The organism is Promicromonospora sp. AC04, from assembly GCF_003058225.1.
Classification (GTDB): domain Bacteria; phylum Actinomycetota; class Actinomycetes; order Actinomycetales; family Cellulomonadaceae; genus Promicromonospora.
Map to the genome: position 1 here is coordinate 86738 of NZ_QBUG01000009.1, position 18155 is coordinate 104892.

Annotated in this window: 17 protein-coding genes and 3 tRNA genes; 14 read left to right on the plus strand and 6 right to left on the minus strand. The window is 70.5% G+C overall.

Translation table 11 applies throughout. The annotated features are described in order from the left end of the window. Positions 1 to 17 precede the first annotated feature (17 nt). From C8K30_RS21930 to C8K30_RS21980, 11 genes are all read left to right on the plus strand, one after another. Entirely contained in the window at positions 18 to 833 is an 816-nt protein-coding gene (locus C8K30_RS21930; protein ID WP_165919512.1) for a class I SAM-dependent methyltransferase, read from the plus strand. 91 nt (positions 834 to 924) lie between these two features. After that, complete coding sequence (locus C8K30_RS21935) at positions 925 to 1707, plus strand: fumarylacetoacetate hydrolase family protein (protein WP_108495033.1); 783 nt, start codon at positions 925 to 927, stop codon at positions 1705 to 1707. A gap of 1 nt (position 1708) precedes the next feature. Further along, entirely contained in the window at positions 1709 to 2365 is a 657-nt protein-coding gene (locus C8K30_RS21940; RefSeq protein WP_233257363.1) for an NUDIX hydrolase, read from the plus strand. 7 nt (positions 2366 to 2372) lie between these two features. Then, entirely contained in the window at positions 2373 to 2660 is a 288-nt protein-coding gene (locus C8K30_RS21945) for an antibiotic biosynthesis monooxygenase (RefSeq protein ID WP_146197556.1), read from the plus strand. Positions 2661 to 2748: 88 nt separating this feature from the next. Further along, complete coding sequence (locus C8K30_RS21950; RefSeq protein ID WP_108495035.1) at positions 2749 to 3204, plus strand: hypothetical protein; 456 nt, start codon at positions 2749 to 2751, stop codon at positions 3202 to 3204. A 10-nt stretch (positions 3205 to 3214) separates the two neighbouring features. Further along, the gene (gene gltX, locus C8K30_RS21955) at positions 3215 to 4672 is read left to right on the plus strand and encodes a glutamate--tRNA ligase (RefSeq protein ID WP_108495036.1); all 1458 of its coding nucleotides are present in this window, start codon (positions 3215 to 3217) and stop codon (positions 4670 to 4672) included. A gap of 103 nt (positions 4673 to 4775) precedes the next feature. Beyond that, on the plus strand, positions 4776 to 5918 hold the full coding sequence (locus C8K30_RS21960) for a CPBP family intramembrane glutamic endopeptidase (RefSeq protein ID WP_146197557.1): 1143 nt from the start codon (positions 4776 to 4778) through the stop codon (positions 5916 to 5918). After that, the gene (locus tag C8K30_RS21965; protein WP_199230630.1) at positions 5915 to 6835 is read left to right on the plus strand and encodes an HAD family hydrolase; all 921 of its coding nucleotides are present in this window, start codon (positions 5915 to 5917) and stop codon (positions 6833 to 6835) included. The genes C8K30_RS21960 and C8K30_RS21965 overlap by 4 nt, the downstream gene beginning before the upstream one ends. Before the next feature lie 118 nt (positions 6836 to 6953). After that, positions 6954 to 7025 (plus strand) — tRNA-Gln (locus tag C8K30_RS21970). 91 nt (positions 7026 to 7116) lie between these two features. Further along, a tRNA-Glu gene (locus tag C8K30_RS21975) sits at positions 7117 to 7189 on the plus strand. 36 nt (positions 7190 to 7225) lie between these two features. Beyond that, a tRNA-Glu gene (locus C8K30_RS21980) sits at positions 7226 to 7298 on the plus strand. 60 nt (positions 7299 to 7358) lie between these two features. On the opposite strand, the gene C8K30_RS21985 is transcribed toward C8K30_RS21980, so the two are convergent. The 3 genes from C8K30_RS21985 to C8K30_RS21995 form a co-directional block, all read right to left on the minus strand. Further along, complete coding sequence (locus C8K30_RS21985; RefSeq protein WP_108495038.1) at positions 7359 to 8345, minus strand: PH domain-containing protein; 987 nt, start codon at positions 8343 to 8345, stop codon at positions 7359 to 7361. 61 nt (positions 8346 to 8406) lie between these two features. Next, a complete protein-coding gene (locus C8K30_RS21990; RefSeq protein ID WP_108495039.1) occupies positions 8407 to 8589 on the minus strand; it encodes a hypothetical protein in 183 nt (60 codons plus the stop codon). A 181-nt stretch (positions 8590 to 8770) separates the two neighbouring features. Further along, positions 8771 to 9490 (minus strand): IclR family transcriptional regulator, encoded by a 720-nt coding sequence (locus tag C8K30_RS21995; protein ID WP_026365378.1) that lies wholly within the window; start codon positions 9488 to 9490, stop codon positions 8771 to 8773. 89 nt (positions 9491 to 9579) lie between these two features. Here C8K30_RS21995 and leuC point away from each other — a divergent pair, with 89 nt between their 5' ends. Both leuC and leuD read left to right on the plus strand, forming a co-directional pair. Further along, a complete protein-coding gene (gene leuC / locus C8K30_RS22000) occupies positions 9580 to 11121 on the plus strand; it encodes a 3-isopropylmalate dehydratase large subunit (protein ID WP_108495040.1) in 1542 nt (513 codons plus the stop codon). Positions 11122 to 11135: 14 nt separating this feature from the next. After that, positions 11136 to 11771, plus strand: a complete 636-nt coding sequence (leuD, locus tag C8K30_RS22005; protein ID WP_108495041.1) for a 3-isopropylmalate dehydratase small subunit — start codon at positions 11136 to 11138, stop codon at positions 11769 to 11771. Between the two features lie 206 nt (positions 11772 to 11977). Here the strand turns inward: leuD and C8K30_RS31375 are convergent, their stop codons facing one another. The 3 genes from C8K30_RS31375 to C8K30_RS22020 form a co-directional block, all read right to left on the minus strand. Further along, positions 11978 to 14254, minus strand: a complete 2277-nt coding sequence (locus C8K30_RS31375; protein WP_108495042.1) for an acyltransferase family protein — start codon at positions 14252 to 14254, stop codon at positions 11978 to 11980. A gap of 224 nt (positions 14255 to 14478) precedes the next feature. Next, positions 14479 to 16527: an acyltransferase family protein gene (locus tag C8K30_RS22015; protein ID WP_158281094.1), complete on the minus strand. Its 2049-nt coding sequence runs from the start codon at positions 16525 to 16527 to the stop codon at positions 14479 to 14481. Between the two features lie 130 nt (positions 16528 to 16657). Then, positions 16658 to 17503, minus strand: a complete 846-nt coding sequence (locus tag C8K30_RS22020) for an LLM class flavin-dependent oxidoreductase (protein ID WP_108495044.1) — start codon at positions 17501 to 17503, stop codon at positions 16658 to 16660. A gap of 162 nt (positions 17504 to 17665) precedes the next feature. Here C8K30_RS22020 and rnhA point away from each other — a divergent pair, with 162 nt between their 5' ends. Then, a complete protein-coding gene (gene rnhA, locus C8K30_RS22025; RefSeq protein WP_108495045.1) occupies positions 17666 to 18085 on the plus strand; it encodes a ribonuclease HI in 420 nt (139 codons plus the stop codon). Positions 18086 to 18155: the final 70 nt, after the last annotated feature.

Genomic DNA, 18155 nt, shown 5'->3' on the forward strand with positions numbered 1-18155 from the left:
CGGGTGCGGTGAAGGACCTGACCAAGGAGTCCGAGTCGTACACGCACGGGCACCACGAGTCCGTGCTGCGCTCGCACCGGCGCCGGACGGCGGCCAACTCCGCCGCGTTCCTGCTGCCCCACCTGCTCTCCGACATGACGCTGCTCGACGTCGGCTGCGGGCCCGGCACCGTCACCGTCGACCTCGCCGAGCGGCTGACGCAGGGCAGCGTCGTCGGCGTGGACGCGTCCGACGACGTGCTGGAGTCCGCCCGCGGCCTGGCCGACGCGCACGGCACCAAGAACATCAGCTTCGAGCACGCCAACGCGTACGAGCTGCCGTTCGAGGACAACTCGTTCGACGTCGTCTTCGCCCACCAGCTCCTGCAGCACCTGTCCGACCCGGTCGCCGCCCTGCGCGAGATGAAGCGCGTCGCCAAGCCGGGCGGGTTCGTCGCGGTGCGCGACGCCGACTACGAGGCCATGGCCTGGTACCCGGAGTCCGCGGAGCTCACCGAGTGGAACATGCTGTACCACGAGGTCACGCACACCTACGGCTTCGAGCCCGACGCCGGCCGCCGCCTCGCCTCCTGGGTGCGGGACGCCGGGTTCGACCCCGCCGCCATCGAGCCCGGCGCGAGCGTCTGGTGCTACGCCACCCCCGACGACCGCACCTGGTGGGGCGGCCTGTGGGCCGAGCGCTGCACCCAGTCCAACTTCGCGGTGCAGGCCAAGGACTCGGCGCTCGCGGACGACGTCGCCCTCGAACAGCTCGCCCAGGGCTGGCGCGAGTGGGCGGCCGCCCCGGACGGCTGGTTCGCGGTCCTCAACGGCGAGGTCCTGGCCCGCGCGTAACCCGCTCTTGGTTGTGGGTGCGATCGTTGCGCCTAAAACGGACGGGCAGTCGCAACGATCGCGCCCACAACCAAGCGGTTATGTTGAGCACGTGCGCATCGCGAGATTTACCACCGGAGACGACCCCCGCTTCGCCCTCGTCCAGCAGGAGGGCGACAAGACCTTCCTCGCCGTCCTGGGCGGCGACCCCATGTACATGCCGGCCATGCCGACCGGCGAGCGCATCGAGCTGGGCGACGGCGTCCGGCTGCTCGCCCCGGTGATCCCCCGCTCCAAGATCGTGTGCGTGGGCAAGAACTACGCCGACCACGCCAAGGAGATGGGCGGCGACGTCCCGACCAGCCCGCTGCTGTTCTTCAAGCCGAACACCGCGGTGGTCGGCCCGGACGACCCGATCGTGCTGCCGGACTTCACGCAGGAGGTCTCGTACGAGGCCGAGCTGGCCGTCGTCATCTCGAAGGTCTGCAAGGACGTCACGCCGCAGAACGTGGGCTCGTACATCCTCGGGTACACGGTCGCGAACGACGTCACCGCGCGCGACGCCCAGCGGACCGACGGGCAGTGGGCCCGCGCCAAGGGCTTCGACACCTCGTGCCCGCTGGGCCCCTGGATCGACACGGACATCGACCCGGAGGACGTCGGCGTGCGCTCGCGCGTCAACGGCGAGCCGCGCCAGGACGGCCGGACCAGGGACATGGTGTTCGACGTGCCGTTCCTCGTGTCGTACATCTCCGAGGCCATGACGCTCCTGCCCGGCGACATCATCCTCACGGGAACGCCGGCGGGCGTCGGCAAGATCGACCACGGCGACCGGGTCGAGTGCGAGGTCGAGGGCCTCGGCGTCCTGTCCAACCCGGTGGTGCGGCGTAACTGAGGTGGCGTCCGAGACGCTGACCGGGGTGTTGGCGGACGCCGGTGCCGCGCTGCACGGCGACGCTCTGGCGACGCTGCGCTCCTGGACCGGGCCGACGCCGGACCAGGAGCGCCTCCGGGCGCGGTACGTGACGCACCTCGAGGCGCACGATCCTTCTGCGGGCGCGGGCGCGGGCGCGGGCGCGGGCGCGGGCGCGGGTGCGGGTGCTGGCAGCGGAGTGTTCCGCGACTGCGTCCCCGACCACCTGACGGCGTCGACCCTCGTGCTGTCGCACGACGGCGCCCGAGTGCTGCTCACCCTGCACGCCAAGGCGCGGCGATGGTTCCAGCTCGGCGGGCACCTGGAGGCCGGGGACCGCACGCTGGCCGACGCCGCCGAGCGGGAGGCGCGCGAGGAGTCGGGGCTGGAGCTGTCGTTCGACCCCGTGCCGGTGCACCTCGACGAGCACGAAGTGCCGTTCTGCCGGCCGGGCACGGGGGACGCCGCACGCCCGGTACACCACCTGGACGTGCGGTTCGTCGCGGTGGCGGGGCCGGGCGCCGAACCCGCCGTCTCGGACGAGTCGCTGGAGGTGCGCTGGTGGGACGTCGACGCACTGCCAAACCCCGACCTGACCGAGCTTGTGGTCCTGTCCCGGGTGCGGTTCGGTGGAGCATGATCGTCGCATGATCATTCGATCCTCCACCGCGTTGGTACGGCCAGGAATGCTCGATGAGTTCCGTGCCTTCATCGAGAGCGGGACCAAGGAGTTCGCGACGCTCGACGGTTTCCTGGGCGACGAGATCGTCGTCGGGCCGGACACCCTGACGTACGTGAGCCGATGGCGGGACGAGGCGGCGGTCGCTGCCTTCGCCGGGCCGGGCTGGCGCACCGAACCCGTGACGTTCGAGGACGAGGACCGCTTCCTCGTCGAGCCCCTCCGTGTGCGGCACGACGAGCTTCCGGGGAGCTGACCTGCGGAGATACGTGGGCGCCCCGGCCGCGGCTGGCCCGCGCCGCGGTATTCGTGGCCGTTCCGGCGTGTACCGGTCACCATGAGTCATGGAGACCATGCGGCGGTTCCGCGTTCTGACGCCGATGGCGGTCGGCGTCAGCGCCGTGGTGTACCTGATCCTGTACCTGGTGTTCGCCACCGGTAGCGGCGTCGGGGTGATCGAGGTCGGCGTCGCCCTGCTGGTGGTCCTCCTGGCGGCACTCGTGGCGACGGCCGTCGTGCTCGCGGTGCTTCTCATCGCCGTCGGCCTGCTCCGTCTGCTGGGCGTCAACAGTGCCTGGGCCGCGCTGGGCCTGGCCTTCGGCCTGACCGTCGTCGTCCTGGGGATCATCTACGCCGGCATCGCCGCGTCCATGCAGCCGGGCGACCCGGGGTTCAACATGCTCATCCTCCTGGAGGCCGCCGGCGTGCAGATCCCCGTCTGGCTGACCTTCGCCGTCGGGCTCCTGGTCGGTGATCGGCGGGAACAGGCTGCGCGGAGCCGTGTCAGTCCCACGCCGTAGGCTTGGTCCCGTGACCTTCCCCGCTCTTGGCAGCTCTCCCGTCCGTGTCCGCTTCGCGCCGTCCCCGACCGGCATGTTCCACGTGGGTGGCGCCCGCTCCGCGCTGTTCAACTGGGCAGTGGCGAAGCAGCAGGGTGGCACGTTCGTGCTGCGCATCGAGGACACGGACGCCTCGCGGAACCAGCCCGAGTGGGTGGACGGGATCCTGTCGGCCATGGAGGCCCTGGGGATCAGCAAGGACGACCCGGCGTTCGAAGGGCCGCACTTCCAGTCCGAGAACGCGGGCATCCAGCAGGAGGCCGCCCAGCGGCTCTTCGCCGAGGGCAAGGCGTACTACTGCGACTGCACCCGTGAGGACCTGACGGCGCGGATCGGCACCAAGCAGACCGGCTACGACGGCTTCTGCCGCGACCGCGGCCTGGAGTACGCCGAGGGCCGGGCGCTGCGGTTCCGCACGCCCGACGAGGGCGAGACCCAGGTCGTGGACCTGATCCGCGGCAACCCCACGTTCCCGAACAGCACCCTCGAGGACTTCGTCATCGCGCGCGGCAACGGCTCGCCGGTCTTCCTCCTGGCCAACGTCGTGGACGACATCGACGAGAACATCACCCTCGTCATGCGTGCCGAGGAGCACCTGCCCAACACACCGAAGCAGCAGCTGCTGTGGGAGGCCCTGGGCCAGACCCCGCCGCAGTGGGCGCACATGCCGGTGATCGTCAACGAGAAGCGCCAGAAGCTCTCCAAGCGCCGTGACAAGGTGGCGCTGGAGGACTACCTCGCCGAGGGCATCCTGCCCGACGCCATGGTCAACTACCTGATGCTGCTCGGCTGGGCACCCGGCAACGACGAGGAGATCCTCCCGTTCGAGGAGCTGGTGCGCCGGTTCCGCGTCGAGGACATCAACTCGTCGTCGGCCTTCTTCGACATCAAGAAGCTCACGGCCTTCAACGGCGAGTACATCCGCGCCCTGAGCGTGCCCGAGTTCACCGAGGCGTGCGGCCCCTGGCTGCACGCACCGCGCGCCCCGTGGACCGAGGAGCAGTTCGACCAGAAGGTCTTCGACGCCGTCGCGCCGCTGGCCCACTCCAGGGTGGCCCTGCTGTCCGAGATCACGGACAACGTCGACTTCCTGTTCCTCGACGAGCCCTTGATCGACGAGGACTCCTGGAACAAGGCCTTCAAGGCGGGCGCCGGCGAGCTCCTGGCCGACGTGCGCACCGCGTTCGCCGACGCCGCCTGGGACGCCGAGTCCCTCAAGGACACCGTCCTGGCGGTCGGTGAGAAGCACGGCATGAAGCTGGGCAAGGCGCAGGCTCCCGTGCGCGTAGCGGTGACGGGCCGTCGGATCGGCCTGCCGCTTTTCGAGTCGCTCGAGGTGCTCGGCCGGGAGCGTACGCTCGCCCGTGTCGACGCGGCGCTGGCGCGCCTCGCCGAGACCGCCACCGAGGTGGCCGCCGGGGCGGAGTGAGTCCTGGCGTGAGCCGGAGCGCCGCCGACCGGCTGGTCGGCGGCGCTCCGTTCGTGCGGGACGCTCGCCGCACCCGTCCGGGGTCTGGACTAGCGTGTCGGGCGTGACCGACGCCATGACGCCTGACGCCGCGCCGCCCTCCATGAGGACAACCCACGCCCCGCGCGAGTACCCACAGGCCCTGCGTGGGCCGTGGCACCGGTGGTGGCGGCCGCTGCTTGGGGTGGGCGTGATCGCGGCCGGCACGGTCCTGCTGTTCGGGGCGATGCTGGTGTACGCGCTCGTCGTTGTCGTGGCGCAGTCGCTGGGCGTGCAGCTGCCGGACCCGTCGTCGGTCACCGACGCCTGGTTCGCCTCGCCGGCCGGGCTCCTCGTGACCAATCTCGGGCTCGCGCTGGGGATCCCGCTCGCCCTGGTCGCGACCTGGGCGCAGGCCAAGCGGGCGGGGCTGGTGTCGTCGGTGGCCGGGCGCGTGCGCTGGCGCCTGCTGCTCGGTGGGCTCGGCGTCGCGCTGCTGCTCCTGGTGCCGCTCACCCTGGGCAGCGACCTCCTCCTCACGCAGCTGGGGCTACCGGCCGACGACGGCTCCGGCGCGGGCTCGGGCGCCGACGAGTCCGGCTGGTGGCCGCTCACCCCGGCGTCCGACTGGCTCGCGCTCGCTGTCGTGATCCTGCTGACCACGCCGCTGCAGGCGGCCGGTGAGGAGTACTTCTTCCGGGGCTGGCTGTCGCAGTGGATAGGGAGCTGGCTGCGGTGGCGGTGGCTCGCCGTCGTCGTCCCCGCCGTCGTGACGGGGCTCCTGTTCGCGCTGGCGCACGGCACGCAGAACCCCTGGCTGTTCGCTGACCGGCTCGTGTTCGGCCTGATCGCGAGCCTGCTCGCGTGGCGGACGGGCGGGCTGGAGTGCGCCGTCGCGCTGCACGTGGCGAACAACCTGCTGGCGTTCGGCCTCGCGATCGCCTACGACACGCTCGAGGACTCGCTCCTGATCACCGAGGTGGCGCCCGTCGACGGTGCGGTCAGCATCGGCGTCACCGTCGTCACCGCAGCCGCGCTCCTGTGGTGGGCACGACGGCGCAGGCCCGCCCTGGTGGTGACGGACCCAGTGGTGACAGATTCAGTGGTGATGGACCCGGCGGGAATGGGTCCGGCGGCGATGAACCCGGCGGTGATGGACCCGGCGGTGACGGACTCACCGGTGATGAACCCGGCGGCCGCCGGCCCGGCAGAGGGAGAGACGGCATGACGATGGACGGCATCCTGTTCGACGTCGACGACACCCTCGTCGACACCAAAGGGGCCTTTGCGCGGGCGCTCGCGGCCGTGCGGGCGGAGCACCTGCCGCACATCTCGCCCGAGCGCGATCCGGAGATCCTGTCGCACTGGCGCACCGACCCGGGCGGCTACTACAGCCGCTACACGCGAGGCGAGATGGACCTTCTGACGCAGCGCCGGCACCGGGCGGCGCTGCTGCACGAGACGTTCGGCGCCGCGCCCGTCACGGAGTCGTCCTTCGAGGCGTGGGACGCGCTGTTCTGGGGCACGTTCGAGCAGTCCTGGACCGCGCACGACGACGCCCGGGCCGCCATCGACGCCGTCGTCGCCGCGGGTATCCGCGTCGGTGTGGTGACGAACGCCGCCGTGGAGCTGCAGGAGCGCAAGCTCAAGGTGGCCGGGCTGGCCGACCTGCCCGTGCTGGTCGGGGTCGACACGCTCGGGTTCGGCAAGCCGGATCCCCGCGTGTTCCTCGAGGGGGCGCGGAGGTTGGGCACGGAGCCGTCCCGGACCGCATACGTCGGCGACGAGCCGACGGTGGACGCGCTGGCGGCCCACGACGCGGGCCTGACGGGCGTCTGGCTGGACCGGGCGGGTCACCGGAGGGGTCCGGGCTACGGCGGCCCTGCGCAGTCCGGCTCTGCGTCGTCCGGCTCTGCGCAGTCCGGCCTTGCACCGTCGAGCCTTGCGCCGTCGGGCCCTGCCCGGTCGGGCTCTGCGTCCTCGGGCTCCGCGCTGCCCGACGACGCGCTGCGTGCTGCCCTGCAGCGTGACCCGCAGGACCCGAACGCCTTGCGGGCGGCGGGCGTCGTGGTGATCGAGACGCTGGCGGACCTCCCGGCTGCCCTGGGCTACGGCGCGATCACCGACCAGTTCGGAAGCGCGTGACGGACAGCACCCCCATTCCGTTTTGCCCACCGTCCGAGGTCAGGTAGTGTTCTCCAGCGGTAAGGCCTCCACGGAAAGCCTGTCGGAGACAGGTGTATTCCGGGCGGTCATACCCCCTTGGGGTATGGTGTAATTGGCAGCACGAGTGATTCTGGTTCACTTAGTCTAGGTTCGAGTCCTGGTACCCCAGCGCAGAACGCAGCGCACCCAAAGTCGACGCGAGTCGGCCGCCTGGTGCGCTACGGTTTTCACCGGCAACCGGTCCGTAACCGGTAGTTCAGGCCCCCATCGTCTAGCGGCCTAGGACGCCGCCCTCTCACGGCGGTAACGCGGGTTCAAATCCCGCTGGGGGTACGCAGTCCACCGGCTCCGGCCGGAGGATTCGTTCAGGCCCCCATCGTCTAGCGGCCTAGGACGCCGCCCTCTCACGGCGGTAACGCGGGTTCAAATCCCGCTGGGGGTACAGCAGAAAGGCCCGGTCCACGTGGACCGGGCCTTCGCCGTTCCTGCCCTCGGCCTCGGGTCAGCGGATCTTCGGGTCCTTGCCGCCCTCGATGAACGGACTCGGCCGAACCTCGGCGGCGTCCAGGTCGGCGGTCGGCCCGCCGGGCACGTGCTCGCTGCCTGCGCCGTCCTTGGTCCGGCCGGCCAGAATGCCGCTGGTGCCCGACGCCGCGGCCGTCGCCCCGGCCCCTGTCCTCGACCAGGTGACACGAGCGGCGTCCTCGCTGTCCGGGACCTTGCTTTCCGGGGCGATACTGCCTAGGGCTGCGCTGCCTGGGGCTGCACTGCCCTGGCCGGCACTCCCCGGGCCAGTGCCGCCCGGAACTGCGCCGTCCCGCACCATCGGAATCGCGATGCGCTGCGTCGGGGGGTTGCTGCGCCGCCCGATCCTTGGCATGAGGGCGGGCGGCGGGGCGGAAGCCGGCGACTCGGCCGACGGCGCGGCCTGCGGCCGGATGTCGGGATTGGACTGGGCGGCAGCCTCGGCGTCGGCGGCGTCCGGGTGGAAGAGCGTCGCAATGATGAGGCGGTACCGGGCGTCGGGCCGGGGGATCCAGGTGACCCGGTCGAGTGCCTGGTCCTGCCCGGCGGTCTCGAAGATGAAGGTGCCGTAGCCGAACAGCTGGCCCATCGGGGTGCGCTCGTAACCGAGGTCGGTCACCTTCTCGGACGGCATCATCGCCACCCGGTGGACCACGAAACCGGTGAGCAGCATCAGCCGGCGATCGGTCATGACGAACCACTCGGCTCGCCAGTTCAGCCACTTGACCAGCAGCCGTCCGCCCAGGACGAGGAACGGGAGCCACAGCCACGCCAGCCCGTCGCGGACGCCGGGGTCCACCGTCACCAGGATGGAGATGGCCAGCACGAACGCACCCGCGGTCGTGAGGATCGGCTCCCACAACATGGCCCAGTGCCGGTGCGTGGCGATGACGATCTTCTCGTTCGCGAGGATGTACCGCTGCAGGGCGCGGTTGCGGATCATGAAGTCCGCGGTGGCGCTCATGCGGGTCTCCCCGGGGTGCGGTCGGATGGGTGCGGTCGTCCTCGCCGCCGACCCTACGTGGTCAGCGGCCGAAGGTCCCGGTGAAGAGCTCCTCGAAGAACCGGCCGATGTTCGCGATGGCTCCCCAGATAACGTCCCAGAGGGCAAGCACGACGTCAGCGGAGCGTTCGGGGTCGTTGATGATCGAGTACAGCAGGAAGATCACCACGAGCCAGATGATGATGAGCCTTACCCTAGGCGGCATCGGATTCCTCACGGCATGGGCGCGTGCGCCCCTGGTGTGCACACGTCTCGCAAAAGAGTACTTTCAGGACCGGGAGCAGGGGAATCACCTGGCCCGGCGTGGCGACGCAACGCTCACGGACCGCTCACCGGCCGCACACGCCGCGCGCACCGCTCCGACGTTTCCGGGTGGCGGACGAAGGCTACTCACCCGAACGATGCAGCACCTCGGTGAGCTTGTTCGCAGCGGCGACGACGGCGGCCGAGTGCAGCCGGCCGGGCTGCCGGGAGAGGCGCTCCACGGGCCCGGACACGCTGACGGCGGCCACCACACGGCCCGACGGGCCACGCACCGGCGCGGAGACCGACGCCACACCGAGCTCACGTTCCGAGACCGACTGGGCCCAGCCCCGGCGTCGGACGCCGGAGAGGATCGTGGCCGTGAAGGTCGCGTCGCGCAGACCGCGGTGCAGGCGGTCCGGCTCCTCCCAGGCGAGGAGCACGTGGGCCGCGGAGCCGGCGCTCATGCTGAGCGTCGCGCCGACGGGGATCGAGTCGCGCAGGCCTACCGGACGCTCGGCGGCGGCGACGCACACGCGGTGGTCGCCCTGCCGGCGGTAGAGCTGGGCGCTCTCGCCCGTGTGGTCGCGCAGCGCGATGAGCACGGGGTTCGCAGCCGCCAGCAGGCGGTCCTCACCGGCGGCCGTGGCCAGCTCGTTGAGGCGCGGACCCAGCACAAAACGGCCCTGCATGTCCCTTGCCACGAGGCGGTGGTGCTCGAGTGCCACGGCCAGGCGGTGCGCCGTCGGGCGAGCCAGGCCGGTGGAGGAGACGAGCTGCGCCAGGGTGGCCGGGCCGGCCTCGAGTGCCCCGAGGACGGACGCCGCCTTGTCCAAGACGCCGACTCCGCTAGTATCGTCCATACCGCGATATTGCCGTCTCGGAACGTGAGATTGCAAGTCGAGGCCCAAAGTTGTTTCTGACAGAGGTAGTTACAGGGAGGCGAACCGCAATGGCCGGCACGCTGGCGGAGAAGGTCTGGGAAGCGCACCTGGTGCGTCGAGGCGAGGGTGGCTCGCCTGATCTTCTCTACATCGACCTGCACCTTGTGCACGAGGTCACGAGCCCCCAGGCGTTCGAAGGACTACGCCTCGCCGGACGGCAGGTGCGGCGACCCGACCTCACGATCGCGACCGAGGACCACAACACGCCCACGCTCGACATCGATCGGCCGATCGCCGACGCGACGAGCCGCACGCAGATCGAGACGCTGCGCGCCAACGCCAAGGAGTTCGGCGTCCGGCTGCACAGCCTCGGTGACGCGGACCAGGGCATCGTCCACCAGGTGGGACCGCAGCTGGGGCTGACCATGCCCGGCCTCACCGTCGTGTGCGGCGACTCGCACACCTCCACGCACGGCGCGTTCGGCGCGCTCGCGTTCGGCATCGGCACGTCCGAGGTGGAGCACGTGCTCGCCACGCAGACGCTGCCGCTGGCGCCGTTCAAAACCATGGCGATCACGGTGAACGGGACGCTGCCCGCGGGCGCGACCTCCAAGGACATCATCCTGGCGATCATCGCCAAGATCGGCACCGGCGGCGGGCAGGGCTACGTGCTCGAGTACCGCGGCGAGGCCATCCGGGCGCTGTCCATGGAAGCCCGCATGACCATCTGCAACATGTCGATCGAGGCCGGCGCGCGCGCCGGCATGATCGCGCCGGACCAGACCACGTTCGACTACCTCAAGGGCCGCCCGCACGCGCCCGAGGGCGAGGACTGGGACGCCGCCGTCGAGTACTGGAAGACCCTGCGGTCCGACGACGACGCGCAGTTCGACGCCGAGGTGGTGCTCGAGGCGGCCGACCTGGAGCCGTTCGTCACCTGGGGCACCAACCCGGGCCAGGGCCTGCCGCTGTCGGCGTCCGTGCCCGTCCCGGCGGACATCGCCGACGAGGGCGAGCGCGAGACCGCCGCCAAGGCCCTGGAGTACATGGGCCTGACCGCCGGCACGCCGCTGCGCGACATCCACGTCGACACGGTGTTCATCGGCTCCTGCACCAACGGGCGCATCGAGGACCTGCGCTCGGTCGCGAAGGTGGTCAAGGGCCGGCACAAGGCCGAGTCCCTGCGGGTCCTGGTGGTCCCGTCCTCGGCGCGCGTGCGGCTGCAGGCCGAGGCCGAGGGCCTCGACGTGATCTTCAAGGAGTTCGGCGCCGAGTGGCGCAACGCCGGTTGTTCGATGTGCCTGGGCATGAACCCGGACCAGCTCGCACCGGGGGAGCGTTCGGCGTCGACGTCGAACCGCAACTTCGAGGGGCGGCAGGGCAAGGGCGGGCGCACCCACCTGGTCTCGCCGCTGGTCGCCGCGGCGACGGCGATCCGGGGCACGCTCTCCAGCGTCAGCGACCTGGACCTGCCCGAGGCCATCGACATCACCACGTTCGACGGCTCGCCGCTCGACGGCGTGGGCGCGTCCCCGCTGGGCGAGTCCGTCGTCGACCTGCCGATGCCCGTTGCGATCGGGTCCGGCGCGAGCCGGCCCGCGCTGGGCTGAGAGGAGCACTGATCATGGAGAAGATCACCACCCACACCGGCGTCGGCGTTCCGCTGCGGCGCAGCAACGTGGACACCGACCAGATCATCCCCGCCGTGTACCTCAAGCGGGTCACGCGCACCGGGTTCGAGGACGCGCTGTTCGCGGCGTGGCGGGGCGACCCGTCGTTCGTGCTGAACCAGGAGGCGTACTCCGCGGGGTCCGTGCTCGTGGCCGGGCCGGACTTCGGTACGGGCTCCTCGCGCGAGCACGCCGTCTGGGCGCTCAAGGACTACGGCTTCCGGGTAGTGCTGTCCTCCCGGTTCGCCGACATCTTCCGCGGGAACTCGGGCAAGCAGGGCCTCGTGGCGGGCGTCGTCTCGCCCGAGGACATCGAGATCCTGTGGAAGATCCTGGAGACCAAGCCGGGTACGGAGGTGACCGTCGACCTGGAGGCGAAGACCGCCACGGCCGACGACGTCACGGTGCCGTTCCAGATCGACGACTACACGCGGTGGCGGCTCATGGAGGGGCTCGACGACATCGGGCTCACCCTGCAGCAGGCCGACAAGATCGCCGCGTTCGAGGAGACCCGGGAGTCGTGGCGCCCGAAGACCCTGCCGGCCAGGCACCTGCCGGCCGTCGAGATCGAGGCTGCGCGCCCGGTCTGATCGTCGCGGTCTGATCTTTGGTGGTCGAGCCTGTCGGGACCTGGTCCCGGCGGGCTCGACTCTTGTGCGGGCGCAGGTTGGGTGTGCTCAGGACCGCTTGCCTATGTTGGGTGCGCTCAGGTCTGGTGTGGTCGGACCCGGTGTGCTCAGTTGTGTGCGTTCAGGTCTGGTGTGGCCGGACCCGTTGTGCTCAGGTCCAGGCGTGTTCAGGCTCCGGCCTGCCGCAGGAGCGGCGTGATCGCGTCCGCCACGTACGGGGCCAGGGTGCCGGCGAAGGTGTCGGTCAGGTGGTTGTCGTCGCGGTAGACCGTGACGCCGCCGATCACCGGAAGGCACTCGCGGGCCTCGCAGTAGACGTCCGTGAAGTCGATGAGGGTGACGTCCGGCCGGCTCAGCCGCTCGACGGCGCCCGGCTGCGGGTCGAACGGCCGCGTCGCCCCGGCACGCGGCGCGCGGCAGTCCGCGGCGAGGTCGACGTCCGGGGCGGTCAGGCAGTCGATCACCGTCGGGTCCGGCTTGGGTACGTCGGCGATCGCCGCGACGGGCAGGCCCTGGTCGGCAAGTCGCGCCCAGAGCGATGCGAGGCCGTCCTCGGCGTACGCCTCGGGTGTGGCGCCTGGGTTGGTGCCCGGCGTCGTGCCGGCGGGCGCCTGGTCGGCGGGCGGCACCCAGTCGACGCCGCTCAGCTGCGAGGTCACCACGAGGTCGTAGCCGGCGTCGGCGAGCACCTGCTGGGCCCGGTCGACCCACCCGATGCACGCGGTGGTCAGGACCTCGTCCTGGACCCGCATGACGTCGGAGAACGGGCAACCGGCCTTGATGTAGATGTCCAGGGCCCAGCCGTTGGCCTCCGCGGCCTCGACGAATGCGGTCGAGTAGTGCGCGGCGTGCGAGTCGCCGACGAGCGCGATCCGGACGTCGCTGCCCCGGTCGCCGCGTTCGCACGCCACCGGGTCCACGCCCTCGCGCCTCGTTCCCGGGCACTTGTCCGTGCCCTCCGAGAACGGTGCGGGCATGTCGTCGCCGGCCACCTCGGGGGCGGGGACAGCTGTGCCCACCAGGTCGGGGTTGGTGCACGGTTCGCCGTGCGGTGGGCGGGCGGCGGCGCCGAAGCACTCGGCGGCAGTCGCCTCGGCGGCGGCCGCGAGCTCGGTCTGTACGTGCTCCCGGGCGGTGTGCACCCCGAACAGCGCCGCGCCGACGACGAGGGAACCGACCACCGCGGCGCTGGTGAACGTAGCCCAGGGCTTGAATCGGTGCCGGTGTCGGAGCACGGGCTTCTCGATCCAGCGGCGGGTGGCCCACGCGAGCAGGATCGTGACCGCCAGGATCGCCAGCTTGTCGAGGGTGCGCAGGTCGTGCCCGGTGGCGTGCGGGACCAGCACGACCAGCGGCCAGTGCCAGAGGTACACGGCGTAGGACACGTCGCCCAGGAACTGCACCGGCGCCAGGCCGGCGAGCTGGGTGGTGAGCCGGTCGGTGGCCTGCGCCCAGATGACCAGGACGGTGCCCAGCACAGGTACGGCCGCCCAGGCCCCGGGGAACGGGGTGGCCCCGGTGAAGACGACGGCGGAGACGACGATGAGGGCCAGCCCTGCCCACGCTGTGACAGCAGCCTTGTGGCCGGGAACAGCGGCGCCCGAAGCCTTGGTCGTGCCTGAAGTCTTGGCTGTGCCTGAAGTTTTTGCTGCGCGGGACGTCGCGGTGCGGCCCCGGCCCAGAGCGGGCACGAAGGCCAGCAGCGCTCCCACGCCGAACTCCCAGGCCCTGGTCGGGGTGATGAAGTAGGCGTAGGCCTGGTCAGTGCTGGTCCAAACCACCGACGTGACCAGCGAGGCAACCACGACCAGGGCGAGCACGCCGGCCGCCGCGGGCCGCCACGACGCCCGTCGTCCCGCCCGGCTCCAGCTACGAGGCACGCGCTCGGTCCTGGAGCTGGTCCCGGAGCCGGTCCTGGACGCGGACCACGGGGCGGGACTGAGCCGTCGTCCGACCAGCAGGGACAGGCCGATGAGCAGCGGCCAGACGAGATAGAACTGCTCCTCGACCGACAGCGACCAGTAGTGCTGCACCGGCGAGGCCACGTTCTCGGCAGCCATGTAGTCCACGGCGTCACCGGCCAGCACCCAGTTCTGCGCGTACAGCCCGGCGGCCGCGATCTCGCGGAACCACTGCTCCCAGTGTTGCAGCGGGGCCAGCGCCCAGACGCCGATGGCGGTCACCGCGAGCACCAGCAGCGAGGCGGGCAGCAGCCGCAGCATTCGGCGGGACCAGAACTCGGTCACCGAGAACCGGCCGGCCTCGACGTCCCGCACGATGTGCGAGGTGATCAGGAAGCCCGAGATCACGAAGAACACGTCGACGCCCACATATCCGCCCGCGAGCCGGTTGGGCCACAGGTGGAACAGCACGACGGCCAGCACGGCCACCGCCCGCAGGGCCTGGATGTCGGCCCGCTGGGCGGTTCGCCGGTCGTTCGTCACGTCGTCTCTCCGTCTTCGCCAGGTGCCTCACCTGCACGACAGGGTGAACTATCGGGTGAAGCGAGGGTGAAAAGCGATGCGGACGGAGATGCTACCTGCTAAAAGGACGGCGGCCCGGGGGTGCTCTTCGAGTGGGTCGCCGAGCTCGCCGAGCTCGCCGTGACGCACGAACGCCCGGACACCCTCATGGGTGGTCCGGGCGCTCGCGGGTTCCTTGCGTGTCGCTAGGTCGCGTCGACCAGCAGGGGGCCAAGGACAGCCTCGAAGTATGGCGAGAGGGTGCCCGCGAAGGTGTTGGTGAGATGGTTCGAGTCGCGATAGACCGGCACCCCACCGATCACGGGCAGGCACTCGCGTTCGTCGCAGTAGATGTCCGTCATATCGATCAGTGTCACGTCCGGTCGGGCGAGCTGAGCGACGGCTCCCGGCTGCGGATCGAACAGCATCGCGTCGGTACGCGGGGCACGGCACGCGGTGGACACGTCTCCGGAAGCCTTGAGCAGGCAGTCCAGCACACCCTTCTGGGGTCGCGGGACGTCGGCGATCGCCGCCACTCGGATGCCGACGTCGGCGAGGCTGGTCCACAGCGAGACGAGGCCGCCCTCGGCGTAGTCGTCCGGGGACTGTCCGGACGGAGGCGACCAGGCGACGCCACTGACCTGGGACGTCAGGACGAGGTCGTAGTCGCCCTCGATCAGCATCTTCGTGGCCCGCTCGACCCATTCGGTGCATGCTGCGTGCAGAACGGCGTCCTGCTCGCGCCGCACGTCCGAGAAGGGGCATGCGCCCTTCGAGTAGCCGTCGAGCGCCCAGCCGTTCCGGCTCGCGATCTCGTCGAGCATCGCCGAGTACTGGACGGCGTGCGAGTCACCGATGAGCGCGATCCGGACCGGGCTGTCCTGGTCACCCACCTGACAGGGCTTGGGAATCGCATCGGTCTTGCTGGTCCCGTCACACCGGTCGTGGAAGAGCGCGGGAGTGTCCGCTGGGGCGACGTCGAGCGGCGGGGTCAGACCGGACGGTAGATCCTCGGCGGCGCAAGCTTGCCCGTCCAGGGGGCGGGCAGCGGCGCCGAAACAAGCCTGCGGATCGGCAACCAGCCCGGCGGCGGCGCGCAGCTCGTTCTCGTTGCGGTGCGTGGCGGTATACGTACCCGCAAGCGTGAGTGCCAGGACGAGAGCACCCGCGACCGCGGCTGCCGTGAACGTGACCCAGGTGCGGATCTTGCGGCGACGCGTCAGGATCGGTTGCTCGACCCACCGGCGCGTTGCCCACGCCAGGAGAATCGTGGCGCCGAGGATCGTCACCTTGTCGAAGGTGCGCAGGCTGTGGCCGGTCCAGAAGGGGACGAGAACGATCAGGGGCCAGTGCCAGAGGTAGATCGCATAGGAGACGTCGCCGAGGAACTGCACCGGGCGAACGCTCATAAGTCCGAGCGTTGCCCGGTTCTGAGTTCGTCCGGCGATCACCAGCGCGGTGCCGATCACCGGAACCGCTGCCCACATCCCGGGGAAGGGTGTGCCCGGCGTGAAAGCCACTGCCGATACCGCGATCAGCACCAGACCGACCCACACCGCTGCCGTGCGCCAGACGCGCAGCGCCGGGGAGAACGCGAGAAGGGCCCCGGCCCCGAACTCCCAGGCGCGCGTGGGTGTGACCAGGTATGCCGTGGGCTGGTCGATCGAGGTCCAGACCATGCTCGTGACTGCGGAGAGGACTGTGACCAGCGCGAGCGTCGTGACCGCAGTGGGGCGCCAGCCTGATCGGCGATAGCGGCCCACCCCGAGAGCAAGGGCCAGCAGGAGAGGCCAGACCAGGTAGAACTGTTCCTCGGTGGACAGCGACCAGTAGTGCTGGACGGGAGAGGCGACGTTCTCGGCCGCCATGTAGTCGACGGTGTCCGCGGCGAGTATCCAGTTCTGGGCGTACAGCGTCGATGCGGCGATCTCGCGGAACCATTGGGTCCACAACGGCATCGGGGCCAGCGCCCATACGCCGACGGCGGTTACTGCCAGCACCAGCAGCGAGGCCGGCAGCAGTCGGAGCAATCGCCGTGCCCAGAACGCCGTGACGGAGAACGACCTCATTTCGGCGTCCCGCACGATGTGCGAGGTGATCAGGAAGCCTGAGATGACGAAGAAGACGTCGACGCCCGTGTACCCACCGGTGAGCCGGTTCGGCCAGAGGTGGTAGAGCACCACAGCCAGGACGGCAACCGTTCGCAGCGCTTGGATATCTACGCGCACGCGCTGGCTGGTGAATTGGTTGGTCAAGAAGGAGTTCTCCGTTCGCGCCGACACGGCGTCGCAATCGGATGCTAGGTCGGGAAAGAACTCCGGGCGCGTTGAAATCTTGGGCCTCCGCGGGCGATCCGCGGAAAATCTCCCGTGCGTCGGCTGCGCGCTACAAGGTCGGCGGCCCCTGGCGGACCTTCTTGAGGAGCTCCTCCGGGGTATTGGTCTTGGGGTCCCACCAGGAGTCGATCCACCAGGTGGCCCCGGCGTCGGCCATGGCGCGGGCCTGCTCGGCGGCCTCGGCGGGGTCGGGGGAGAGCTTGCCCTGCGCGACGACGTCGAACGGCTTGTCGCCGTCCCGGTTGGTGTTCAGCCAGTCGACCAGCGCGGCGACCTTGTCCGCCGTCGGCTCGTCCGCGGTGCCGCGTAGCTGCGGGACGATCCCGTCCCAGCGCAGGGCGCGTTGCAGGTTCTTGACGGGCGGACGCTCGGCGTCCCAGACGCCGACCGGCCACACCGGGATCCTGCCGTTGACCGGCCGCTCGGGATAGCGGAACGGGCCCGTGCTGATCTGCTCGCCCCGGAACTCGAATTCTTCGCCCGACCAGGACCGTTCGAGCCAGGCGAGGGTCTCGTCCAGCAGTCCCGCCCGGTCCTTGAGGCCCGTGGCCTGGCCCGGGACAGAGGTGAAGCCGCGGTCGTCGGTCACGCCGACGCCGACGGGCAGCACGAGGCGTCCGCCCGAGAGCCGGTCCACGGTGAGCGCCCGCTGCGCGAGCTCCCACGGCCGGTGCCGGGGCACGGCGAACACCATCGCGCCGAGCGTGATGCGCTCCGTCACGGCCGCGGCGGCCGCCAGGACGCCGAACGGGTCGTAGACCGGCATCGCCCATTCACCGCTCATGCTGATGGCGTCCCAGGTGAAGAAGCCGTCCCAGCCGTGTGCCTCGCACTCCCGCGCGAGCGCAACGTGCTGCTCTATCGAACCGAAGCTGCTGATGAACCCGAACTTCATCGTTCCTCCTTGAGCGTGGCAGTCGAGCATGGCCGTCCCGGGCCGTCTCACACGCTATGTCGGACCACTGACACTCGGCCCGGCCTACGGCGCGCGCGGCCTGGAGCGCCGGTTAGGGTGAGGCCCGTGACCAGCGCAACCGCAACGAATCCAACCGTCGAGATGTGGACAGACGGCGCCTGCAAGGGCAACCCGGGTCTGGGTGGGTGGGGTGCCCTGCTGCGCTCCGGCGAGCACGAGAAGGAGCTGTTCGGCGGCGACAAGGCCACGACGAACAACCGCATGGAGCTGACCGCCGTCGTCGAGGGCCTGCGTGCGCTCAAGACGTCCACGAAGGTCACCATCCACGTCGACTCCTCGTACGTGATGAACGGGATGAAGACCTGGATCGTCGGCTGGAAGCGGAACGGCTGGAAGACGGCGAGCAAGCAGCCCGTCAAGAACGTCGACCTCTGGCAGGCGCTCGACGCTGAGGTCGCCAAGCACGAGGTCAGCTGGGTCTGGGTGAAGGGCCACGCGGGCGACCCGGGCAACGAGCGTGCGGACGCGCTGGCGAACAAGGGCGTCGACAGCGTGCGCTGACACGGGGCCGGGCACGTCGCAACCAACGAGACCGAACTCACGTCACCGCGATTCGCGCGCACTAATACCC